Origin of the sequence: Agrilactobacillus fermenti (assembly GCF_021030645.1) — a bacterium.
Classification (GTDB): domain Bacteria; phylum Bacillota; class Bacilli; order Lactobacillales; family Lactobacillaceae; genus Agrilactobacillus; species Agrilactobacillus fermenti.
This window is the reverse complement of sequence record NZ_JACGCJ010000011.1, coordinates 1-17244: the sequence shown is the minus strand read 5'-3', so window position 1 is coordinate 17244 and position 17244 is coordinate 1. Positions and strand designations below refer to the sequence as shown.

Here is a 17244-nt window from a genome sequence, read left to right as displayed (position 1 = left end):
GGGAGGTAGCTAGGTCAATCATGACAAAATCGAAACGTAATAAGACGATTGATTTCTCAGTCAATTCTGAGGTTGGTCAATTTTATTTGCACCAAAGCTTGACTGCCACACAACTGACAGCTCAACTGGCACAAAATCAGCTCAAGGGCCTATCTGATCAGCTCATCTTGGGCGATGCCTTGGCATTGATGCCAAAATTACCAACAAATAGTATCGACTTAGCATTTATCGACCCACCTTACAATCTAACCAAGGATTTCGGCGGCCATATTTTTAATCGCCGTTCTATGCCAGATTATCAAGCTTATACTCGGCGCTGGCTTACGAAACTTTTACCCTTACTTAAACCCAACGCCTCGTTATATGTTGCCTGTGATTGGCAAACAAGTATTGCGATCGCACCATTATTTTCTGATTTTGGACTTTGTATTCAAAACAGAATTACCTGGGAAAGAGAGAAAGGTCGGGGTTCGCGTAAAAATTGGAAAAATGCGATGGAAGATTTATGGTTTTTGACAATTTCCAAAGACTATACATTTAACGTTGATCAAGTCAAAATGCGCCGTCGTGTCAATGCGCCCTACCGTGTAAACGGGAAAGCCCGAGATTGGCAAGCTTCTGCTCAAGGAAATTATCGGGATACTTATCCGTCTAATTTTTGGGATGATTTATCGATTCCTTACTGGTCCATGGCAGAAAACACCGCTCACCCAACTCAAAAGCCTGAAAAGCTGCTCGCTAAATTAATTCTAGCAAGTTCTAATCAGGGTGATCTTATTTTTGATCCCTTTCTAGGCTCTGGAACCACTGCTGTGACAGCTAAGAAATTACGGCGGCATTATCTAGGCATTGAATCTAACCCCCAATACATTGCCTGGGCTCAGTACCGCTTAGCTCATGTACAACCAGGTGATCCTATTCAAGGCTATTGTGATCATGTCTTTTGGGCTAGGAACACTCGGCACGAACAGGCTCAGTTTACTCAGCATAAGCCTGACAGCGAATAAGTATACTTTAAATATGTAAGCTGTTATTATTGATTTAAGATATTTTTTCGCTTTTTTAGGAGTGTTTTATCGTGCGTAAATTAAAAATAGGCCTTGTTTTATTAGCAGCTGTGTTGTGTTTAACTGTTCAAATACCAGCATCAGTTAACGCGGCAACCACTTCTGAACTGGATCAGCAGACGATGACAATTCAGGCAAAACAAGATGCTTTGAATCAACAATTAAATCAACAAATGGCGACTGTCAGCCAGCAGACAATTAAAACGAACAAACTAAAGCAAACAATTTTAGACACGCAAAAGATTATTGATCATACGCAGCAAAACATCCTTGAAACTCAAAAGGACCTTAAACAACGAAAGGCTTATGCCGCAAAGCGTTTAAGTAAACTGCAGCACGCTAATGACCAGCAAAGTATCTTTAATGTAATGATCTCTTCCAAATCACTGGCGGATATGATTCGGAATGTTTATGTGGTCCGGGCGATTCAAAAAGCTGACGTGGCAGCAATATCTGACGTCGACCAAACTTATCAGCAATTAAAAACAGCTAAAACAAAATTAGTTGCCAAACAAAGTAATTTACTCAGCCAGCAGCAAACACTAGATACAGAAAATTCAAAGTTACAAACTGATCTGCAAAACCTTAAACAAACCTTGGCCAATAATCAGAACCAACTGCAACAGCTAAATCAAGAGAAAGCACAGCTGCAGCAACAACAAGCAGCTGCTAAGCAGCTCGCCGCTGAACAAGCCGCGGCCAAGGAAAAAGCAGCCGCAGCAGAGAGTGCTAAAACTTCAGCCGCCAGCACACCGGCCGCTGAAGCTGCCCCGACACAATCGGCAACTCAAATTTTACCAACGCCCGAACTTAGTGGCACTAATGACAAAGTTGCTACTGGCGTTAAAATTTCTTTTTATGATCCTGCCGTTCTGGGATCTTCCATGGGCTACGGGGGTGTAGCTGCCAACTTAGCCGTTTATCCAAAGGGGACGCGCCTTAAAATTGTTTTTGCTGATGGGACAGAGATTCATCGGGTGGTTAATGACACTGGTACCTTTGTTTATAGCAGCCCCAATCAAATTGACGTGGCTTGGCCAAATGCTGCAATTCCAAGCTACGGTATTACCACGGCAACTGTAACAGTTGAATAAATTCAATCCATGATGACCTGGCATCGACGCCTAACTATCATGGATTTTTTGTATCGCATTTTTTGTTTCACGTGAAACTTTAAATAATTCTCTGAAATATTATAAAATTCAAATTACGTATCGTCTATCGCGATTTTTGCTAGCGGGTCGCTACTAAAAACATTTTGGCTTACGCGCACTTTAACAATTCTTTAGGAATAAGTCCCCAAAAGTTCACAGACCTTGTATATAATGTATGATTGAGGTGAATTTATAATGGCATATCGTACACCGCCTTTATTAACGCCAGCAGCGATTGTTTCACTGATATTAGCTGTTTCGGCGATCAACTTTGGGGTCAATAAAGTCGCCCCCGTTAGCACGACCCCTTCCCACGTGGAAAAAACTAGTTCAACCACGTCATCGATCACATCTTCTAAGGAAAGCAGCTCGAGCAGTTCTAGTGAATCAAAACACTCTAAGCAAAAACCAGAAGATGAGAGTCAAAGTTCCAGCAGTTCAAGTGTTTCCAGCAGCAGCCGTTCAGAATCTAGTGCTTCTAGTAGTTCAAATAACAATCAGGCTTCTTCCAGCTCAAATTCGAGCACAGAAGCAAACGATACGGAGCAAAATAATACCAATAAAACCAACGGCACTGATGAAAATAATGCGAATAATGCCTCAACCCCAAGTAAAAACACCAATCAGTCGACTAATCAAAATGGTACTGGCACTGGTACGGGTACTGGCAATACAACCAATAATCAAACGGGTGGCACGACCGCCCAAACACCGCAACAGAATACAAATCAATAACTCAAGGTGGTTCTATGCTTAGTTTATTAGATACGATCAATCATTTTCTGGGTTATTTCAATATAAACAACAAACCTAGAAATCGAATTTATACAATAATTGCCACAGTTGGCAACTTTTATTTGCTTTATTTATCGATTGAAGCTTTTCGTTATCAGCGTTTTTTGCGTGGCAGTATTTATGTCTTGATCTTTTTAGTTCTATTATATTTTAGTGTGCTCAATATCATTTACTACTTTACAAACAAAAAAGCCAAGTTTGATATCTCACCCAAAATTGAGAAACTCTTGGGTGGACCGCCTAAAGAAGCCTTGGCTCAGTCTAATGGTCAGCAGCCGAACAACCTGGCTCAGCCAGCACATGCTCAATCACAAGTCCACAATATCCCAACAACGGGAATTTTTAGTGAAAATAGTCTAGTCCCGGCCGAAATTATTATTGATGATGGTGAACAAGCCAATCTAGTTGAAATCGTCAATGTTCTGAAGGGTCAAACTATTTTAGCCACCCACTTTAATCAAGATGATGACACTGCTATTCAGCAACAGCTCCAACGCAATGAAACGGTTATGTCTTTGAAATCTCCCCTACCGATTCCTTTTTTTGACTTGCAAATTCAAGCGGATTCGGTTGAGATTTTAGCTGGCCTCAATGCGCTAACTGCCAAACCAGTCGGTCATTTAGCTCGGGTGGGATTATCCTCGATTGACAACGCTATTCAAGCATACGATTTAGCTTTAGCCAATCTACAGGTCAGTGCTGGCCCGCAAAAGGTTTTGAATCAGGCCGCAGTCACGGAAATTCCAAGGCCTTATAAACTACAAGCACAAGTTGCTTTTAAGCCGAAAGAACGGTCGCAAATGAGTTCAAATTAGTTGGAGGCAGTCATGAGTAGTTACCAAATCGTTCCATCCAAACGCAAAAAAGATCGTGAATCTTGGGATATGTATTTTATGAAATTGGCCATCAATGTGGCTGAACGTTCGACTTGTGAACGTGCCACCGTCGGCAGTGTTTTGGTGCGCGATAAGCGTATCATCGCCACTGGTTATAATGGCAGTGTCGTGGGTGAGCCCCATTGTGATGATGCCGGTCACCTCATGGATCACGGCCACTGTATCCGCACTGTTCATTCCGAATTAAATGCGATTTTGCAGTGTGCTGCCAATGGTGTCCGGACAAAGGGTGCCGTCTTATATGTCACCCATTTCCCTTGCTTGAATTGCACCAAAGCCTTGATCCAAGCTGGTATCGTTGGCATTAACTATTGTCACGATTATCACAATGACGCGTATGCCATTCATTTGATGCAGTCCCATCACATACAGGTACACCAGATTGCGGTGGCGTCTGCCTCATGATGATCGATCGTGTAAAACTGCAAGCAACGCTCCAAGAGCTTGAACCTACCCCGCAATTGCATTTTTATGAAACGATTGATTCTACCAATATTGAAGCTAAACGCTTGTTAAAAAAAGGGGCCTCGCTGCCCTTTTTTTGTATTGCTGAAATGCAGACAGCTGGTAAAGGCCGCCTCAATCGAGTCTTCCAATCGCCTAAAGGTACTGGTATCTACATCAGCTATGCTTTCACCGCTAACTTTGCTGACCTACAGCCTGGCCTTTTGACCACCAGTGTTGGTGTGCTCGTTGCTCAGGCTATTCAGCACGCCTATCAAGTGACGCCACTGATCAAATGGGTCAACGATCTGTACTTAAACCAGAAAAAAATTTGTGGCATTTTAACTGAAACTTTACCTTTAGCCAATCATAAGGCTGGTGTGATTATTGGTATCGGCCTTAATTTAAAAACCCCTGCCTCACTGCCAACTGACCTGGCGCCTAAAGTTGGCGGCATTAATCATAAGGGTGATCTCAATCTATTATTAGCGCATATTTGCCAGGGCCTGCCAACTCTGATCCGCGCTTATGCCTCAGGAACCTATCTACCTTTTTACCGCCAACATGCCTTTCTTACCGGCAAAACAGTCACACTAGCAATTGGTGAGCAGCATATTCAAGGCACTGTTCAGGGAATTCGTGATGATGGTGCGTTGTGCTTACAAACCAGCACCGGAGTCGTTGCTTATGAATATGGTGAAGTGACAAAAGTTTACTTTAAATAAATTTGTTTGCAAATAAATTGGGCACATGGTATTATACTTACAAAATGTAAGTATAAGGAGCCAACAATAAAATGAACACCAAATTAACTGGGTTACACCATTTGACTGCTATTACCTCCAGCTCACCTAAAATCTTTGACTTCATGGCTGGTATTTTAGGCCTACACTTAATCAAAAAAACCGTTAACCAAGATGATGTCCGGACTTACCATCTATATTTTACAGATGACATGGGCAGTGCTGGCACCGATATTACTTTCTTCGACTTTCCAGGTATTAACCAAGCTGTTCACGGCACCAACGAAATCAATCGAACTTCTTTCCGCGTCCCTAATGACGCCGCACTAGACTATTGGATCGCTCGTTTTGACGAATTCAAAGTCCGTCACGGTGAGATCAGCGAACGTTTTGGTGCTAAGATTTTATCTTTCAACGACTTCGACGGTCAAAATTATCAATTGATCTCCGATGAGACCAACACCGGTATTCCTGGGGGCACACCTTATCGTTTCAGTCCAGTGCCAGCTGAATTTGCCATCACCGGCTTAGGCCCTGAATATATTACAACAGATAATTTGGATATGCTGAGCAATGTCCTGACTGGTCTATTGGGCTTCACGAAAAAAGCAACTGAAGGCCAATTCACGCTTTATGAATTGCACGATAATGGTCATGGGGCCCAAGTGATTCTTGACCACCAACGCTTATTAAACCAAGCCATCCAAGGTTTCGGCGGTGTCCACCATTTAGCTTTCCGCACGGATGATGAAGAGAGCTTAAATTATTGGATCCAACGCATTTCTGATCTTGGTTTCAACAATTCTGGCTTTGTGGATCGCTTCTACTTTAAATCAGAATATTTCCGTCCAGTTCCAGGTATTCTTTTTGAAATTGCAACGGATGGCCCTGGCTTCTTACTTGATGAGACTTATGAGGAAGCTGGTGTGCATTTAGAATTGCCACCATTCTTAGAGGAATATCGTGCTTCCATTGAAGCAAACCTTGTCCCATTTAATACCGTGCCGAATTCTCCTGAAGCACAACAATAAGAATATTTTTAAAAATAAATCAGATTATGCTTTTTTAGCAGAGTAGGACAACCTACTCTGTTTTTTATTGCATCCAGACTTGTTTTTTTATGTGGCTAGGATAGACTAAAATTCGATACTATCTTAAGGAGGCCTATTGCTATCGATTCAATCAAAACACCTGCTGAACTTTCGGCCCATGACATCTTTGCCAGCACTATTTTAGCGATGGGTAAAGGGCTGATCGAGTTTGGTTCTGAACTACAACGTGCCGAAGACACGATGAACCGGTTGATCGCCTGCTCTGATTTTTTGACTCCCACTGAGAAAAAAGAAATGTACGTTTACGTGACGATCAATTCGATTTTTCTGCGTAAAGGGGCGATGAATGTTGACTTTGTGCCTATTATTGAACGTGGTTTTAATTTAAATAAAGTGGTCCAACTCAACCAATTATCTCGCGATTATGCGGCCGACCAAATCACTATCCAGCAGTTATATACTCAGATCCAACAGGTATTACAAACCAGAGAGAAGCGACCCTATGCTTGGTTAGCGTATATACTTCTAAGTTCTAGTATCACGCTAATTCTTAATGGTAGTCTGCTAGAGTGTGGTTTAGCCGCCATTATTGGTCTCATGACCAGTCAATCTTATCCCTTCTTTCGCCGTTACCTTAGCAATAAATTTATCCCTGAATTCTTAGCCGCCTTTTTAGGTGGGTTACTCGCCTGCTTATTTTGCAAGTTTTATCATTTAGATCCCACCTTACTCTACACTGCCGCCATCATCCCAATGGTTCCAGGAATTGTCCTGACCAATGGCGTCCAAGATACATTTAACAATTATTTTATCTCTGGACCGGTCATGATCTTAGAGAGCTTAACCACCTTAGTTTCCATTACGCTAGGGATCACTTTCGTGCAGCTGCTTCCTTTTGGCATCATGGCCTCGGGTAAAATTGCCGTCGTCACAGTCCCACTAAGTCTCCAGGTGCTCGGCAGCGCCCTATGTTCCATCGCATTTGCTTACATTATCTTTGCCCCTAAGCAGCTTTTCTTACCAATTGGTATTGCTGGTGCACTGACGTGGTGTGTCTATGTTTTTGTCACGAGTCTTTGGCAAAGTAATCTATTAAATACATTGCTCAGTATCAGTGCCTTGTCGTTAGTTTCTCGAATCTTCGCCAAGCATTTCAAAGCGCCAATGACGATTTTCTTCATTCCCTCTTTGGTCGCTTTAGTCCCTGGCATCACGATGTTTGTTGGCCTGAGCCAATTTGGCACTGGCCGCATAACCACCGCTGTCCGTACCATAATTATCGTGATCACTAACCTTTTAGGCTTGTCTATCGGCAGTATCGTTGGTGAAGAAATTTATAAATTGCCTGAAAAGTTCAAGAAACATTAAAAAACGCTGATAATACCCGGCTAAAATTGACAATTCACCCATTTTCCTCTATTCTAAAAATTAAAATATGATTAAAAAGGAAAGATGTCTATGTCAATTTGGGGGAAAATGACCCGTAAGGCCAATATCCATCAGTATTTAAAAGAAGACATCAAATTCCAGAAAACCTTGAAAGCTAGAGATTTGATGGCGTTAGGTATCGGTGCCGTGATCGGTACCGGTATTTTTATCCTACCCGGTACCGTAGCCGCAACAACCAGCGGGCCCGGTATCATTCTTAGTTTCTTGGTAGCAGCATTGGTCTGTGCTACCGCAGCCATGTGCTATGCGGAATTTGCCTCTTCATTACCAGTGGCCGGCAGTGCCTATTCTTATGGGAATATCATTTTTGGTCAATTTATCGGCTGGGTCATTGGTTGGGCTTTGATCCTAGAATATATGTTGGCTGTGGCTGCCGTTTCTGTTGGTTTCTCCGCCTACTTTAGTGCCTTTCTAAAAGGGTTCAGTATTCACTTACCACAAGCTATTTCGGGGCCGTTAGATCCTAGCCACCATACTTACGTGAATCTGATCGCTATGGTTGTGATTTGGCTCATTACCTGGATGCTTTCTCGCGGCATGAAGTCATCCATGCGGATCAATGATTTTATGGTTGTCATTAAAATTGCTATTATTGCCTTATTTATTATTGTTGGTTTATTTTATGTCAAACCTAAAAATTGGTCGCCGTTTCTACCTTTCGGTGCAAATGGCGTTCTAACTGGCGCGGCTACTGTCTTCTTTGCTTATTTAGGTTTTGATGCCGTTTCCGCTTCGGCACCTGAAGTGAAAGATCCGCAAAAAAATCTGCCTATTGGCATCATTGGTACGCTGATTATTGCGACCATTTTATACATGGCCGTTTCCACTGTACTAACAGGTATGTTGCCTTATAGCAAACTGAATGTTGCTGACCCTGTGACTTTCGCACTGCAATTCTTTCAACGTAATGGTGTTGCTGGCGTGATTTCCGTTGGGGCTATGGCTGGGATGTTCACGATGATGGTGACCATGATTTATAGCAGCTCCCGCTTGGTCTACGCAATTGGCCGTGATGGTTTACTGCCAAAATTCTTGGGTAAGATCAATGACGAAAACCATTTACCGAATCATAGTTTAGTGACTGTAACGATCATTATTTCGATCATGGGCGGTTTCATCAATTTAGGTCAGTTGGCTGAACTGGTCAACATTGGTACATTGATTGCCTTCTCCTTTGTTTCTATTGGCATCATTCCACTTCGTCGGCGTAAAGATATTAAAAATGACGGTTTTAAAGTACCGCTTTATCCCGTTTTACCAATTATTTCTTTGCTGCTCTGCCTTTATTTGATGACACATTTACGTTTAGAAACATGGGTTGCCTCACTGATCTGGTTTGTTATTGGCGCCGTCATTTATTTTGCTTATGGCATGAATCATAGTAATGTACATGTCAGCGAAAAATAATCGTATACAAGAACGTTGATTTAACAGGTATTTAAAAATTCATTTTAAAAAAGCTCGCTTTATTCAGATATCTGTGCTATATTATTAACAGCGTAATTTTTAGATTCGAAGTTCTACGAGTTTTTGCTTTATAGATTTCTTTCTGAAGTTACCTAGTTGAATGTCACATATGGTTTGTCGAAAGGAATTTATACATGCAAAACGGTACAGTAAAATGGTTTAACGCAGAAAAAGGTTACGGCTTCATCACTACAGATACAGGTAATGACGTATTTGTACATTTCTCAGCTATCCAAGGTGACGGCTACAAGTCATTAGACGAAGGCCAAAAAGTTACTTTTGATGTTGAAGAAAGCGACCGTGGCCCACAAGCTGCTAACGTCGTTAAAGACTAATATCAAAATATAAAATTTCAACCCGTAAAGCTTAAGCCTTACGGGTTTTTTGTGGTTCTATATTTTTTGGTGTTGGTGGACGTCAGTCCACTGGCACCTTATTTTTATACCAATTTTGAGATACAAAAAAGGAACACCATGTTCCTATATTACAATCAAGTCGACCAAAACCAATTGAAAAAAGGATGAACGATATTCCCTACTACTGATTTTACAAAAAATGTTCTAGGGATCAAGGATAGAAAATAAGTTGTTATTTTTTAAACTTTTAGTATTAGCAGTTAATAGGCTGATTTATTGACATCTTTAGTCTTTTACCTTACAATCCTACTATAATCTAGATACGGTACTATGATGTAGCTATACATAATTGGATAATGCTCTTTTGTATTTTTAAGTTTTCAAAGTTTTTCATAGCTTTAGGAGGGTTAGAAATGAAAAGAAATTCTATTGTGCTTGCTACCTTTATCGTTGGACTGTTTAGTGCTTGGTTTAATAACGATATTGCATTTGCCGTTGCTAATAATAATACACAAGTACAGCCCAATCTAATAACCGATAATCAGGCGCAAACACCCGTACCCGATATTACTGAACTTCAAAATATTCCTGATTCTTTGGTAAACCCGACTCCTTTCATACAGTTTATGTCTGAGAAACGGATAACCCTTGCCACATATACAATGGGAGTATCACAGACCAAAGATTTAGCCAATCGGATGAACAGCATTAGTGGTATTTCTGCAAATGTCATTTCTGCACTACTAGGTTTTATTCCAATTTATGGTGGTGCGGCTAGCTTAGCATATTCACTTAGTGCGAGCGCAGCAAACAAGAGTGTTGTACAACGTGCTGCTGCACAGGGAAAAAAATTGCGAGTACGAGTAACCGACAATGCGTATTATCATACTTCCTACTCACTGCAATATGAATACTCAATTGTCTAATGGGGGGCTAAAATGATGGTATCTATCAAACGTGGCAGTATGTTATTCTTGAAAGTTCTGCCTCTGGCATTGTTACCAACCATTTTTTCATTGATCCGCGGACAAACGATCAGTTTTACCCTTCTATCAGTCGCTTTGATTATACTCTGGCTACTGTCCGTTTTCTTAGTTGCTATCGGTTTCTATGATTGGTTTAGAAAAATAATTGTACAGCATATAACTAAGTAATATTCTTTCATGATTATGTCTGGAAGTTAGATCTTAACTGATCTAACTTTTTTTATTAGCCGTCACGATCTATGCTTTTTTTCCTACCACTCATATCGAACCAAAACTGTCCATTATCCAAAATTACCCAATCAAGGCAATTTTCCCAAAAATAAATCCGCTTTCATGAATAACTTACAAAAAATAATTGAAAAACACTTGCATTTTACTCAAAAAATGATTATTCTAGATGACGTTGTTAATTCTTACAAAAAGTAAGTTAAATAGAAATGAATCAAATTAATTGATGGAGTGATTATGCAATGACAAAAATGAAAGCCGGACAAGCTTTAGCACAAGTTCTTACAAGTTGGGATATTGACCACATCTATGGCATTACTGCTGATTCCATCAACAATACTGTCGATGGTCTTTACCAAGAAAGAGAAAATCTAAAATATATTCAAGTGCGTCATGAAGAGGTCGGCGCCCTCGCTGCTTCTGCCGACGCCAAATTAACGGGCAAGATCGGTGTTAGCTTCGGTTCCGCTGGTCCTGGTGCAACCCATCTATTTAATGGTTTGTATGATGCTAAGATGGATCATGCGCCAGTATTAGCTATCGTCGGCCAATCTAGCACGGCTGTGATGAACACAAACTTCTTCCAAGAAATGAACCAAGATCCAATGTTCGTGGATGTTTCTGTATTCCACAAGCAAGTTGTTAGTGCCGAACAAATTCCTTACGTGGTAGACGAAGCTATTCGTGCTGCTTATGCTCAAAAGGGCCCAGCCGTTGTCATCATTCCAGATGACTTATCTGGTCAAGAAATTGATTTTGAACCTTACAAGACAGCTCATCTTGCTCATGGTGTGATGGAATCTAAAATTGATCCTAAAGATATCGATGAAACAGTCGCATTACTCAAAGCCGCAAAACACCCCTTACTCTGGGTTGGCCGTGGTTTAGCTGGTTCACGCAATGAAGTTGTTGAATTAGCTGAAAGTTATCAATTACCCGTTGTTTCTACAGTTCCGGGCACTGGGATTATCCCCACAGACCACCCAAGTTTCATGGGCTCCATGGGACGTTTGGGTACTAAACCAGCTTTTGAAGCTGCTCAAGGTGCGGATCTGATCTTGTTCTTAGGTACTAACTTCCCATTTGCACGCTTCTGGCCTGCTGGTGTGAAAGTCCTACAAGTTAACAATAATGCTGAAGATTTAGGTAAACAGCATGATGCTGATTTAACAATTTTGGCTGATGGTCATGACTTCATCACAGAGTTATTGGCTCGTCATGAATCTCTACCAGCTTCTGACTGGCTCAAAGCGAACCAAAAGAATAAAGCTAACTGGGATCAATGGTTGGCTGACCTAGCTGCCGATGACAGCAAGGGCTTGCGTGCTGAATCCGTCATTGATGCGATCAAGCAGAACTCAACGGACCAAACAGTCTTTGGCCTTGATGTTGGTAACAACACAGAATGGGCAATTCGCCAAATCCCAGTCAATGCCGATCAGAAGTTCACCCTTTCTGCTTGGTTTGCAACTATGGGCTACGGCCTTCCTGCTGGCATGGCTGGTCAATTGAGCTTCCCTGACCGCCAAGTTTATAGCATTTCTGGTGATGGTGGCTATGCCATGGTCATGCAAGATCTCTTGACTGAAGTTAAGTACGAATTACCAGTTATCAACGTGATCTTAGAAAACAAATCATTTGGTTTCATCCAACATGAAAAATTAGTTGCTGGTCAAGCACCTTATGGTATCGATCTCCTTGGTGCTGACTGGGCTAAGATTGCTGACAACATGGGTGCCATTGGTTTAACCGCTAATGATATTCCATCATTGAAAGCTGCTTTTGCAAAGATCCAACAATTAACGGCTGCCGGCAATCGCAAGCCAATCGTCTTAGATGCCAAGATCCGCAATATTGACCCAGTGGATACTAGCTTTATGCCACTAGATCCAAACATCTTTGATGAAAAAACAATTGCTGATTTCCGCAAACAATATGAATTAGAAGGCAACCAACCAGCACTCTCAGAATTACTTGCTGAAAACAAATAACTAAGCCTTATCACATTTAATAACCGCGCAATAGCATAAAAAAACTGGTACACCACGGACTGATTCGTCGATCCTTGGGTGCCAGTTTTTTTGTATGTTTTGGTATTAATAGTGACCCACGCTTCAGACATAAGTTCTTACTTTCAGCATCATTTGACGATGATAGATGGCGTCCTGCAAAGTTAACCCTTGGAAAAGTTGATATTTTATATAAAAAGACGAGTATGAGACAAAAGGCAACACGTTTAAAATTTAATTGTTCGTAAACACATAGTGGCTGAAGACAAAATAAAAGCTTTGTCTTCAGCCACCTGTTAATTACATACCACTAACGCACCTGACTAACCGGCCGCATTAAAATCTCATTAATACCGACATTTTCTGGCTGATCGATAGCGTATAACACAGCATTAGCGACATCTTCAGCAGCTAAGCCATTTTCTTTTTCATCTTTTTCCACAGCTGCTCGCCGTGTAGGGTCAGTGATCGTGCTGAATAATTCCGTATTCACTGCACCGGGTGAAATCATTGTCGTCCGGATGTGATGTGCTGCTTGCTCTTGGCGCAGGCCGTCCATAATTGCTTGAATGGCATACTTTGTCCCAGCGTAAACAGCCGTTCCAGGGTGGACGACATGCCCAGCAACCGAGTCAGTCGTAATGACTTGACCGCCATTTTGTTTGATCATGATCGGTAATACTGCTGCAATACCATAGAGTACCCCTTTGATATTGACATCAATCATGCGTTCCCATTCATCAACTTTTAATTCTGCCAATTCAGAAATAGGCATGAGACCGGCGTTATTGTAAAGCACATCCACACGGCCAAACTTGGTGACAGCCAAATCAACTAATGCTTGGACGCTAGCCTTATCAGTAACATCTGTCTTTTGAAAAACGACTTGTGCCGCTCCAAATTTAGTAGCTAACTCTTGTAGCCGCTCTTCACGCCGGGCGCCAATGACTAACTTAGCGCCAGCTTGTGCTAACACCGATACCGTAGCGGCTCCGATCCCACTAGAAGCGCCGGTGATTACCACAACTTTGTCTTTTACTGTCATAATTTGTAACCCCCTATTTAAAATCTGTTTTAGATTAAATCAAAATCTTAATATCGTCAAATAAATAAGTCGTGTATTTAGAACGCAAAAAAGACATTGTTGGGTTATACCTGCTAGCTGTCATTCCTGCGGTCAAGATAAAACTACCTAAGCTTACGCCGCTTGGGTAACCCAAAATAAAGCCCTAGTCCGATCAGTTCTGCTGCGAACATCAATAAAACCATTGGTGCTTCTGAATGAGAGCCAAAGGCACCAACCAACGGTGTGGCTAACCCACCAATGGCATTCATAGCCAAACCTAAGAGCGCGGAGGCACCGCCAGCCTTATCGCCTTCTTGATTCATCCCGATCGACGTAGCCGTGGTATTCACACTCCCAATGCCAAAGACCATCAAGAATAAGCCGATCATCAAAATAACCATATTGGTCACGACTAATAAACTAAGAGCTAATAGACCAGTCACCAAGACACCTAGGTAAAGGCTATAACGTAATATTGTTTCTTCAGTATACCGATTGATCAAAGTCCCTACTAATCGACTACCTAAAACAATCCCGATGCCATTGATCGCATAAATCAAACTAAATGTTTGCGGTGAAATGCCATAGATCCCTTGGAAAACAAACGATGAACCTGCGATATAAGCAAATAACGCCCCCATCACAAAGCCTTGGGTCAAGACGTATTTCATAAAATCTCGTTCAAAAACCAGCTGGCTCATTTCACGAAATGCTCGACCAGCGCTAGTTGCCCGTTTACCCTCAGGCAAGCTCTCTGGCAGAAAGAAGCAGACACTTAGGGCTAATAAAACACCGATCACGCCTAGAATCATAAAAATCCCTTGCCAATTGGTAAATTGGATCACAAAGCCCCCGAACAGCGGCGCAATTACCGGAAAGACCCCATTGATCGACATCAAAACAGACATAAAACGTGCTAAAGGTTTACCCGAAAACTGATCTCTAGCGATCGATCGTGATAATACTTGTCCCGCTGAACCGGCTAAGCCTTGAATAAACCGTAATCCGATCAAGGTCCAAATTTGCGTCACACCAATGATAGCAAATGATGTCAACGCAAAAAGTGTGACCCCAATCAATAAAGGCTTGCGGCGGCCATAATGATCACTGATCGGTCCTACAAAAATTTGGCCGATTGCTAAACCCAACAGACAAGTCGTAATTGACAGCTGCGCTAAAGATTGACTGGTATGTAGGCTTCGCTGCAAATCAGGCAGAGCCGGCAAGTACATATCCATCGATAACGGTCCAAAGGCACTCAACGTCCCCAATAAAATATTCAAAAATAAACGTTTTGTTTTTCCCACAATCATTCTCCTCATTAGATTTCAACTTGTAATTATATCAGCAACGCGAAATGTTTCATAACAATTGCGTCCAATTAAAATTTGTGCTTAAATAGTAGGAACGCTTTTTGCCTTAGATTTGAAAGGAGTTTCTGCAACTTGGTAAATTTAACCACATCTTTGCATAATTATACATTTCAAAACCCTTTGATGAATGCTTCTGGTGTTCATTGTTATACAACAGAACAACTAGATGAATTATTGGCTTCAGATGCAGGTACTTTGGTCACTAAAAGCGCTACGACAGAATATCGTCAAGGCAACCCTGAACCACGCTATCGTAATTTGGCCCTGGGTAGTATCAATTCCATGGGTCTGCCAAATGAAGGTTTGAAATACTATTTGGACTATGTCTTGGGTAAACAAACTGATGCTCAAGTCCCTCCCTTATTCTTATCCGTTGCGGGCCTTAGCATGGCTGAAGATTTAGAAATGCTGGCGCAGATCGAAAAAACAGATTTTAATGGGTTGACCGAATTAAATCTTTCTTGCCCTAATGTACCTGGTAAACCCCAAGTTGCCTACGATTTTGAAGCTACTGAAAAAATGCTAGACGAAGCATTTAGCATCTTCCACAAACCACTCGGCGTCAAATTACCACCATACTTTGATCTAGCTCAATTTGATATCATGGCTAACATTTTAAATAAATATCCGCTTGCTTATATCAACACGATCAACAGCGTTGGCAACGGATTGTATATTGATGTAGACTCTGAAACGGTCGCTATCAAACCAAAAGGCGGCTTTGGCGGTTTAGGCGGTGCTTATATCTTACCCACAGCATTGGCCAATGTTCATGCCTTCAGACAACGCCTCAATCCAGAAATTGCTATTATTGGCACGGGTGGTGTTCAAAATGGGGCTGATGTCTTCGCCCACATTCTTGCTGGTGCAGACATGGTTCAAGTTGGTACGCAGCTGGCTAAAGACGGTCCAGCTGTCTTTACTCGCTTAACCCAAGAACTGACCAACTTGATGACTGAGAAAAACTATCAAACTTTAGCCGATTTCCGCGGCAAAGTTAAAACATTATAACAGAGTGTGACAAAGGGGATTATCTTTTCGACAGCCACGCCGCCTTCACTTCAAACCGTAAAATAAAAAAACTGCTAACCCACACGTAACATGTGATTTAGCAGTTTTTTGTTTAATCGAGAAATAGACTAACAGCTTGTTTTGTTTCAGCAAGAAATCCTCGCTCCTTTGAAACTTGTGTCACGATTTGCAATCAGAAGTTGGTAAATCTAATGCTGGCATTTATTTTCAGTTCAAATCAGTCTAGGAACTAAATGGCTGTATAATCAGATTGTTAGCTGTAAGTATAGTGTTTTTTTAAAAAATAGCACTTTCTACCAGTCTTTTTTGTAACTTAAGTAAATCCATTGTATATACTTAAATTATAAAAATACGAGCTGTATGCTTATGGCTCAAGCTTTGAATGATCGGACAAAACAAAACTATCCAAATGGGGTAATTCAAATACCACCAGAATACCACGAAGCCTTGTAGAGCAGTTAGGTTGGCAAGACAATGGAAACCCTATCCATCAGTATTGAAAATAATTCATTGGTGCTTAAACCAGTTTCTAACCGTCCGTGGTGTGACCATAGTAGCGTTGTTGAACACTTGTCTACTCAAGAACTCAATGATATTATCAACCAATATATGCTGTTATTTGATATTGATTGATAAAATTAAGGTTTATCCCAATAAAAAAGTCCAATAGTGTGAAAGGAAGTGTTACTCATGATTTATGCACCTTTATGTGAATGCGACGTTCCAGCAATCCGTTAATCAGCGGGTTGCATCCGCTGATGATTTTAAGCAAAAACAAAATCTCATGCGGAGGAATTTTAATGAAAAGGAAAAATTGGTTAGGCCCTTTATTACTTAGTCTATCAGCTAGTATCTGGGGGGGTATGTTTGAGGCTGGGACATAAGCCACGCAAAATAAAATAATCGTAGTTTTCAGACTGATATTGAATCTGAAAACCACGATTATTTTTTTAACGATTGATTTTCTAAAAATAACATTGACTTTGAGGGTCAGTTTCAGCAGATTAGCTGCCATAATTGCAATTCCTGCTTCAGTAGTAACCTTTTCAATCCCACGAACCGAGGTTCGTAGGTACTTCAAATTAGCCTTCAGATTTCCGAAGAATGGTTCATCTTCGATTTTTCTC

The 17244-nt window shown here is 41.2% G+C and carries 17 protein-coding genes; 14 read left to right on the top strand and 3 right to left on the bottom strand.

Features of this window, described 5'->3' with window-relative positions; genetic code table 11:
• Positions 1 to 20: 20 nt before the first annotated feature.
• The 13 genes from FHQ08_RS05250 to spxB all read left to right on the top strand — a co-directional run bounded on the left by FHQ08_RS05250 (position 21) and on the right by spxB (position 12628).
• The gene (locus FHQ08_RS05250; RefSeq protein ID WP_230913347.1) at positions 21 to 1007 is read left to right on the top strand and encodes a DNA-methyltransferase; all 987 of its coding nucleotides are present in this window, start codon (positions 21 to 23) and stop codon (positions 1005 to 1007) included.
• A 71-nt stretch (positions 1008 to 1078) separates the two neighbouring features.
• Positions 1079 to 2161, top strand: a complete 1083-nt coding sequence (locus FHQ08_RS05245) for a PcsB-like coiled-coil domain-containing protein (RefSeq protein WP_230913346.1) — start codon at positions 1079 to 1081, stop codon at positions 2159 to 2161.
• Between the two features lie 255 nt (positions 2162 to 2416).
• A complete protein-coding gene (locus tag FHQ08_RS05240) occupies positions 2417 to 2956 on the top strand; it encodes a hypothetical protein (RefSeq protein WP_230913345.1) in 540 nt (179 codons plus the stop codon).
• Between the two features lie 14 nt (positions 2957 to 2970).
• A complete protein-coding gene (locus FHQ08_RS05235; protein WP_230913344.1) occupies positions 2971 to 3831 on the top strand; it encodes a DUF6681 family protein in 861 nt (286 codons plus the stop codon).
• 12 nt (positions 3832 to 3843) lie between these two features.
• The gene (locus FHQ08_RS05230; RefSeq protein ID WP_230913343.1) at positions 3844 to 4317 is read left to right on the top strand and encodes a deoxycytidylate deaminase; all 474 of its coding nucleotides are present in this window, start codon (positions 3844 to 3846) and stop codon (positions 4315 to 4317) included.
• Positions 4314 to 5081, top strand: coding sequence for a biotin--[acetyl-CoA-carboxylase] ligase (locus FHQ08_RS05225; protein WP_230913342.1), 768 nt, complete (start codon positions 4314 to 4316; stop codon positions 5079 to 5081). Before FHQ08_RS05230 ends, FHQ08_RS05225 begins: the two co-directional genes overlap by 4 nt.
• Positions 5082 to 5152: 71 nt before the next feature.
• Positions 5153 to 6130, top strand: a complete 978-nt coding sequence (locus FHQ08_RS05220; RefSeq protein ID WP_230913341.1) for a ring-cleaving dioxygenase — start codon at positions 5153 to 5155, stop codon at positions 6128 to 6130.
• Positions 6131 to 6337: 207 nt separating this feature from the next.
• Entirely contained in the window at positions 6338 to 7519 is a 1182-nt protein-coding gene (locus FHQ08_RS05215; RefSeq protein ID WP_230913340.1) for a threonine/serine exporter family protein, read from the top strand.
• A gap of 90 nt (positions 7520 to 7609) precedes the next feature.
• Positions 7610 to 9007, top strand: coding sequence for an APC family permease (locus FHQ08_RS05210; RefSeq protein WP_230913339.1), 1398 nt, complete (start codon positions 7610 to 7612; stop codon positions 9005 to 9007).
• A gap of 194 nt (positions 9008 to 9201) precedes the next feature.
• On the top strand, positions 9202 to 9402 hold the full coding sequence (locus tag FHQ08_RS05205; protein WP_230913338.1) for a cold-shock protein: 201 nt from the start codon (positions 9202 to 9204) through the stop codon (positions 9400 to 9402).
• 434 nt (positions 9403 to 9836) lie between these two features.
• Complete coding sequence (locus FHQ08_RS05200; protein ID WP_230913337.1) at positions 9837 to 10349, top strand: hypothetical protein; 513 nt, start codon at positions 9837 to 9839, stop codon at positions 10347 to 10349.
• Between the two features lie 12 nt (positions 10350 to 10361).
• Positions 10362 to 10577 carry a hypothetical protein gene (locus FHQ08_RS05195; RefSeq protein WP_230913336.1) on the top strand — a complete coding sequence of 72 codons (216 nt, stop codon included), beginning with the start codon at positions 10362 to 10364 and terminating at the stop codon, positions 10575 to 10577.
• A gap of 302 nt (positions 10578 to 10879) precedes the next feature.
• The gene (spxB, locus tag FHQ08_RS05190) at positions 10880 to 12628 is read left to right on the top strand and encodes a pyruvate oxidase (protein WP_230913335.1); all 1749 of its coding nucleotides are present in this window, start codon (positions 10880 to 10882) and stop codon (positions 12626 to 12628) included.
• Positions 12629 to 12956: 328 nt separating this feature from the next.
• On the opposite strand, the gene FHQ08_RS05185 is transcribed toward spxB, so the two are convergent.
• Together FHQ08_RS05185 and FHQ08_RS05180 are read right to left on the bottom strand one after the other, a co-directional pair.
• Positions 12957 to 13691 carry an SDR family oxidoreductase gene (locus tag FHQ08_RS05185; RefSeq protein ID WP_230913334.1) on the bottom strand — a complete coding sequence of 245 codons (735 nt, stop codon included), beginning with the start codon at positions 13689 to 13691 and terminating at the stop codon, positions 12957 to 12959.
• 143 nt (positions 13692 to 13834) lie between these two features.
• Positions 13835 to 15025 (bottom strand): multidrug effflux MFS transporter, encoded by a 1191-nt coding sequence (locus tag FHQ08_RS05180; protein WP_269073873.1) that lies wholly within the window; start codon positions 15023 to 15025, stop codon positions 13835 to 13837.
• A 132-nt stretch (positions 15026 to 15157) separates the two neighbouring features.
• On the opposite strand from FHQ08_RS05180, the gene FHQ08_RS05175 reads away from it, so the two are divergent.
• Positions 15158 to 16096 (top strand): dihydroorotate oxidase, encoded by a 939-nt coding sequence (locus FHQ08_RS05175; protein WP_269073872.1) that lies wholly within the window; start codon positions 15158 to 15160, stop codon positions 16094 to 16096.
• Between the two features lie 709 nt (positions 16097 to 16805).
• Here FHQ08_RS05175 and FHQ08_RS05170 read toward each other — a convergent pair.
• The coding region (locus FHQ08_RS05170; protein WP_230913332.1) for a transposase at positions 16806 to 17244 on the bottom strand (439 nt) is incomplete at its 5' end.

Excerpts from the sequence above, each read along its gene's own strand:
- FHQ08_RS05250 (WP_230913347.1), top strand. The coding sequence starts at position 21 with ATGACAAAATCGAAACGTAATAAGACGATTGATTTCTCAGTCAATTCT.
- FHQ08_RS05240 (WP_230913345.1), top strand. The coding sequence starts at position 2,417 with ATGGCATATCGTACACCGCCTTTATTAACGCCAGCAGCGATTGTTTCA.
- FHQ08_RS05235 (WP_230913344.1), top strand. The coding sequence starts at position 2,971 with ATGCTTAGTTTATTAGATACGATCAATCATTTTCTGGGTTATTTCAAT.
- FHQ08_RS05230 (WP_230913343.1), top strand. The coding sequence starts at position 3,844 with ATGAGTAGTTACCAAATCGTTCCATCCAAACGCAAAAAAGATCGTGAA.
- FHQ08_RS05225 (WP_230913342.1), top strand. The coding sequence starts at position 4,314 with ATGATGATCGATCGTGTAAAACTGCAAGCAACGCTCCAAGAGCTTGAA.
- FHQ08_RS05220 (WP_230913341.1), top strand. The coding sequence starts at position 5,153 with ATGAACACCAAATTAACTGGGTTACACCATTTGACTGCTATTACCTCC.
- FHQ08_RS05215 (WP_230913340.1), top strand. The coding sequence starts at position 6,338 with ATGGGTAAAGGGCTGATCGAGTTTGGTTCTGAACTACAACGTGCCGAA.
- FHQ08_RS05210 (WP_230913339.1), top strand. The coding sequence starts at position 7,610 with ATGTCAATTTGGGGGAAAATGACCCGTAAGGCCAATATCCATCAGTAT.
- FHQ08_RS05205 (WP_230913338.1), top strand. The coding sequence starts at position 9,202 with ATGCAAAACGGTACAGTAAAATGGTTTAACGCAGAAAAAGGTTACGGC.
- FHQ08_RS05200 (WP_230913337.1), top strand. The coding sequence starts at position 9,837 with ATGAAAAGAAATTCTATTGTGCTTGCTACCTTTATCGTTGGACTGTTT.
- FHQ08_RS05195 (WP_230913336.1), top strand. The coding sequence starts at position 10,362 with ATGATGGTATCTATCAAACGTGGCAGTATGTTATTCTTGAAAGTTCTG.
- spxB (WP_230913335.1), top strand. The coding sequence starts at position 10,880 with ATGACAAAAATGAAAGCCGGACAAGCTTTAGCACAAGTTCTTACAAGT.
- FHQ08_RS05185 (WP_230913334.1), bottom strand. The coding sequence starts at position 13,691 with ATGACAGTAAAAGACAAAGTTGTGGTAATCACCGGCGCTTCTAGTGGG.
- FHQ08_RS05180 (WP_269073873.1), bottom strand. The coding sequence starts at position 15,025 with ATGATTGTGGGAAAAACAAAACGTTTATTTTTGAATATTTTATTGGGG.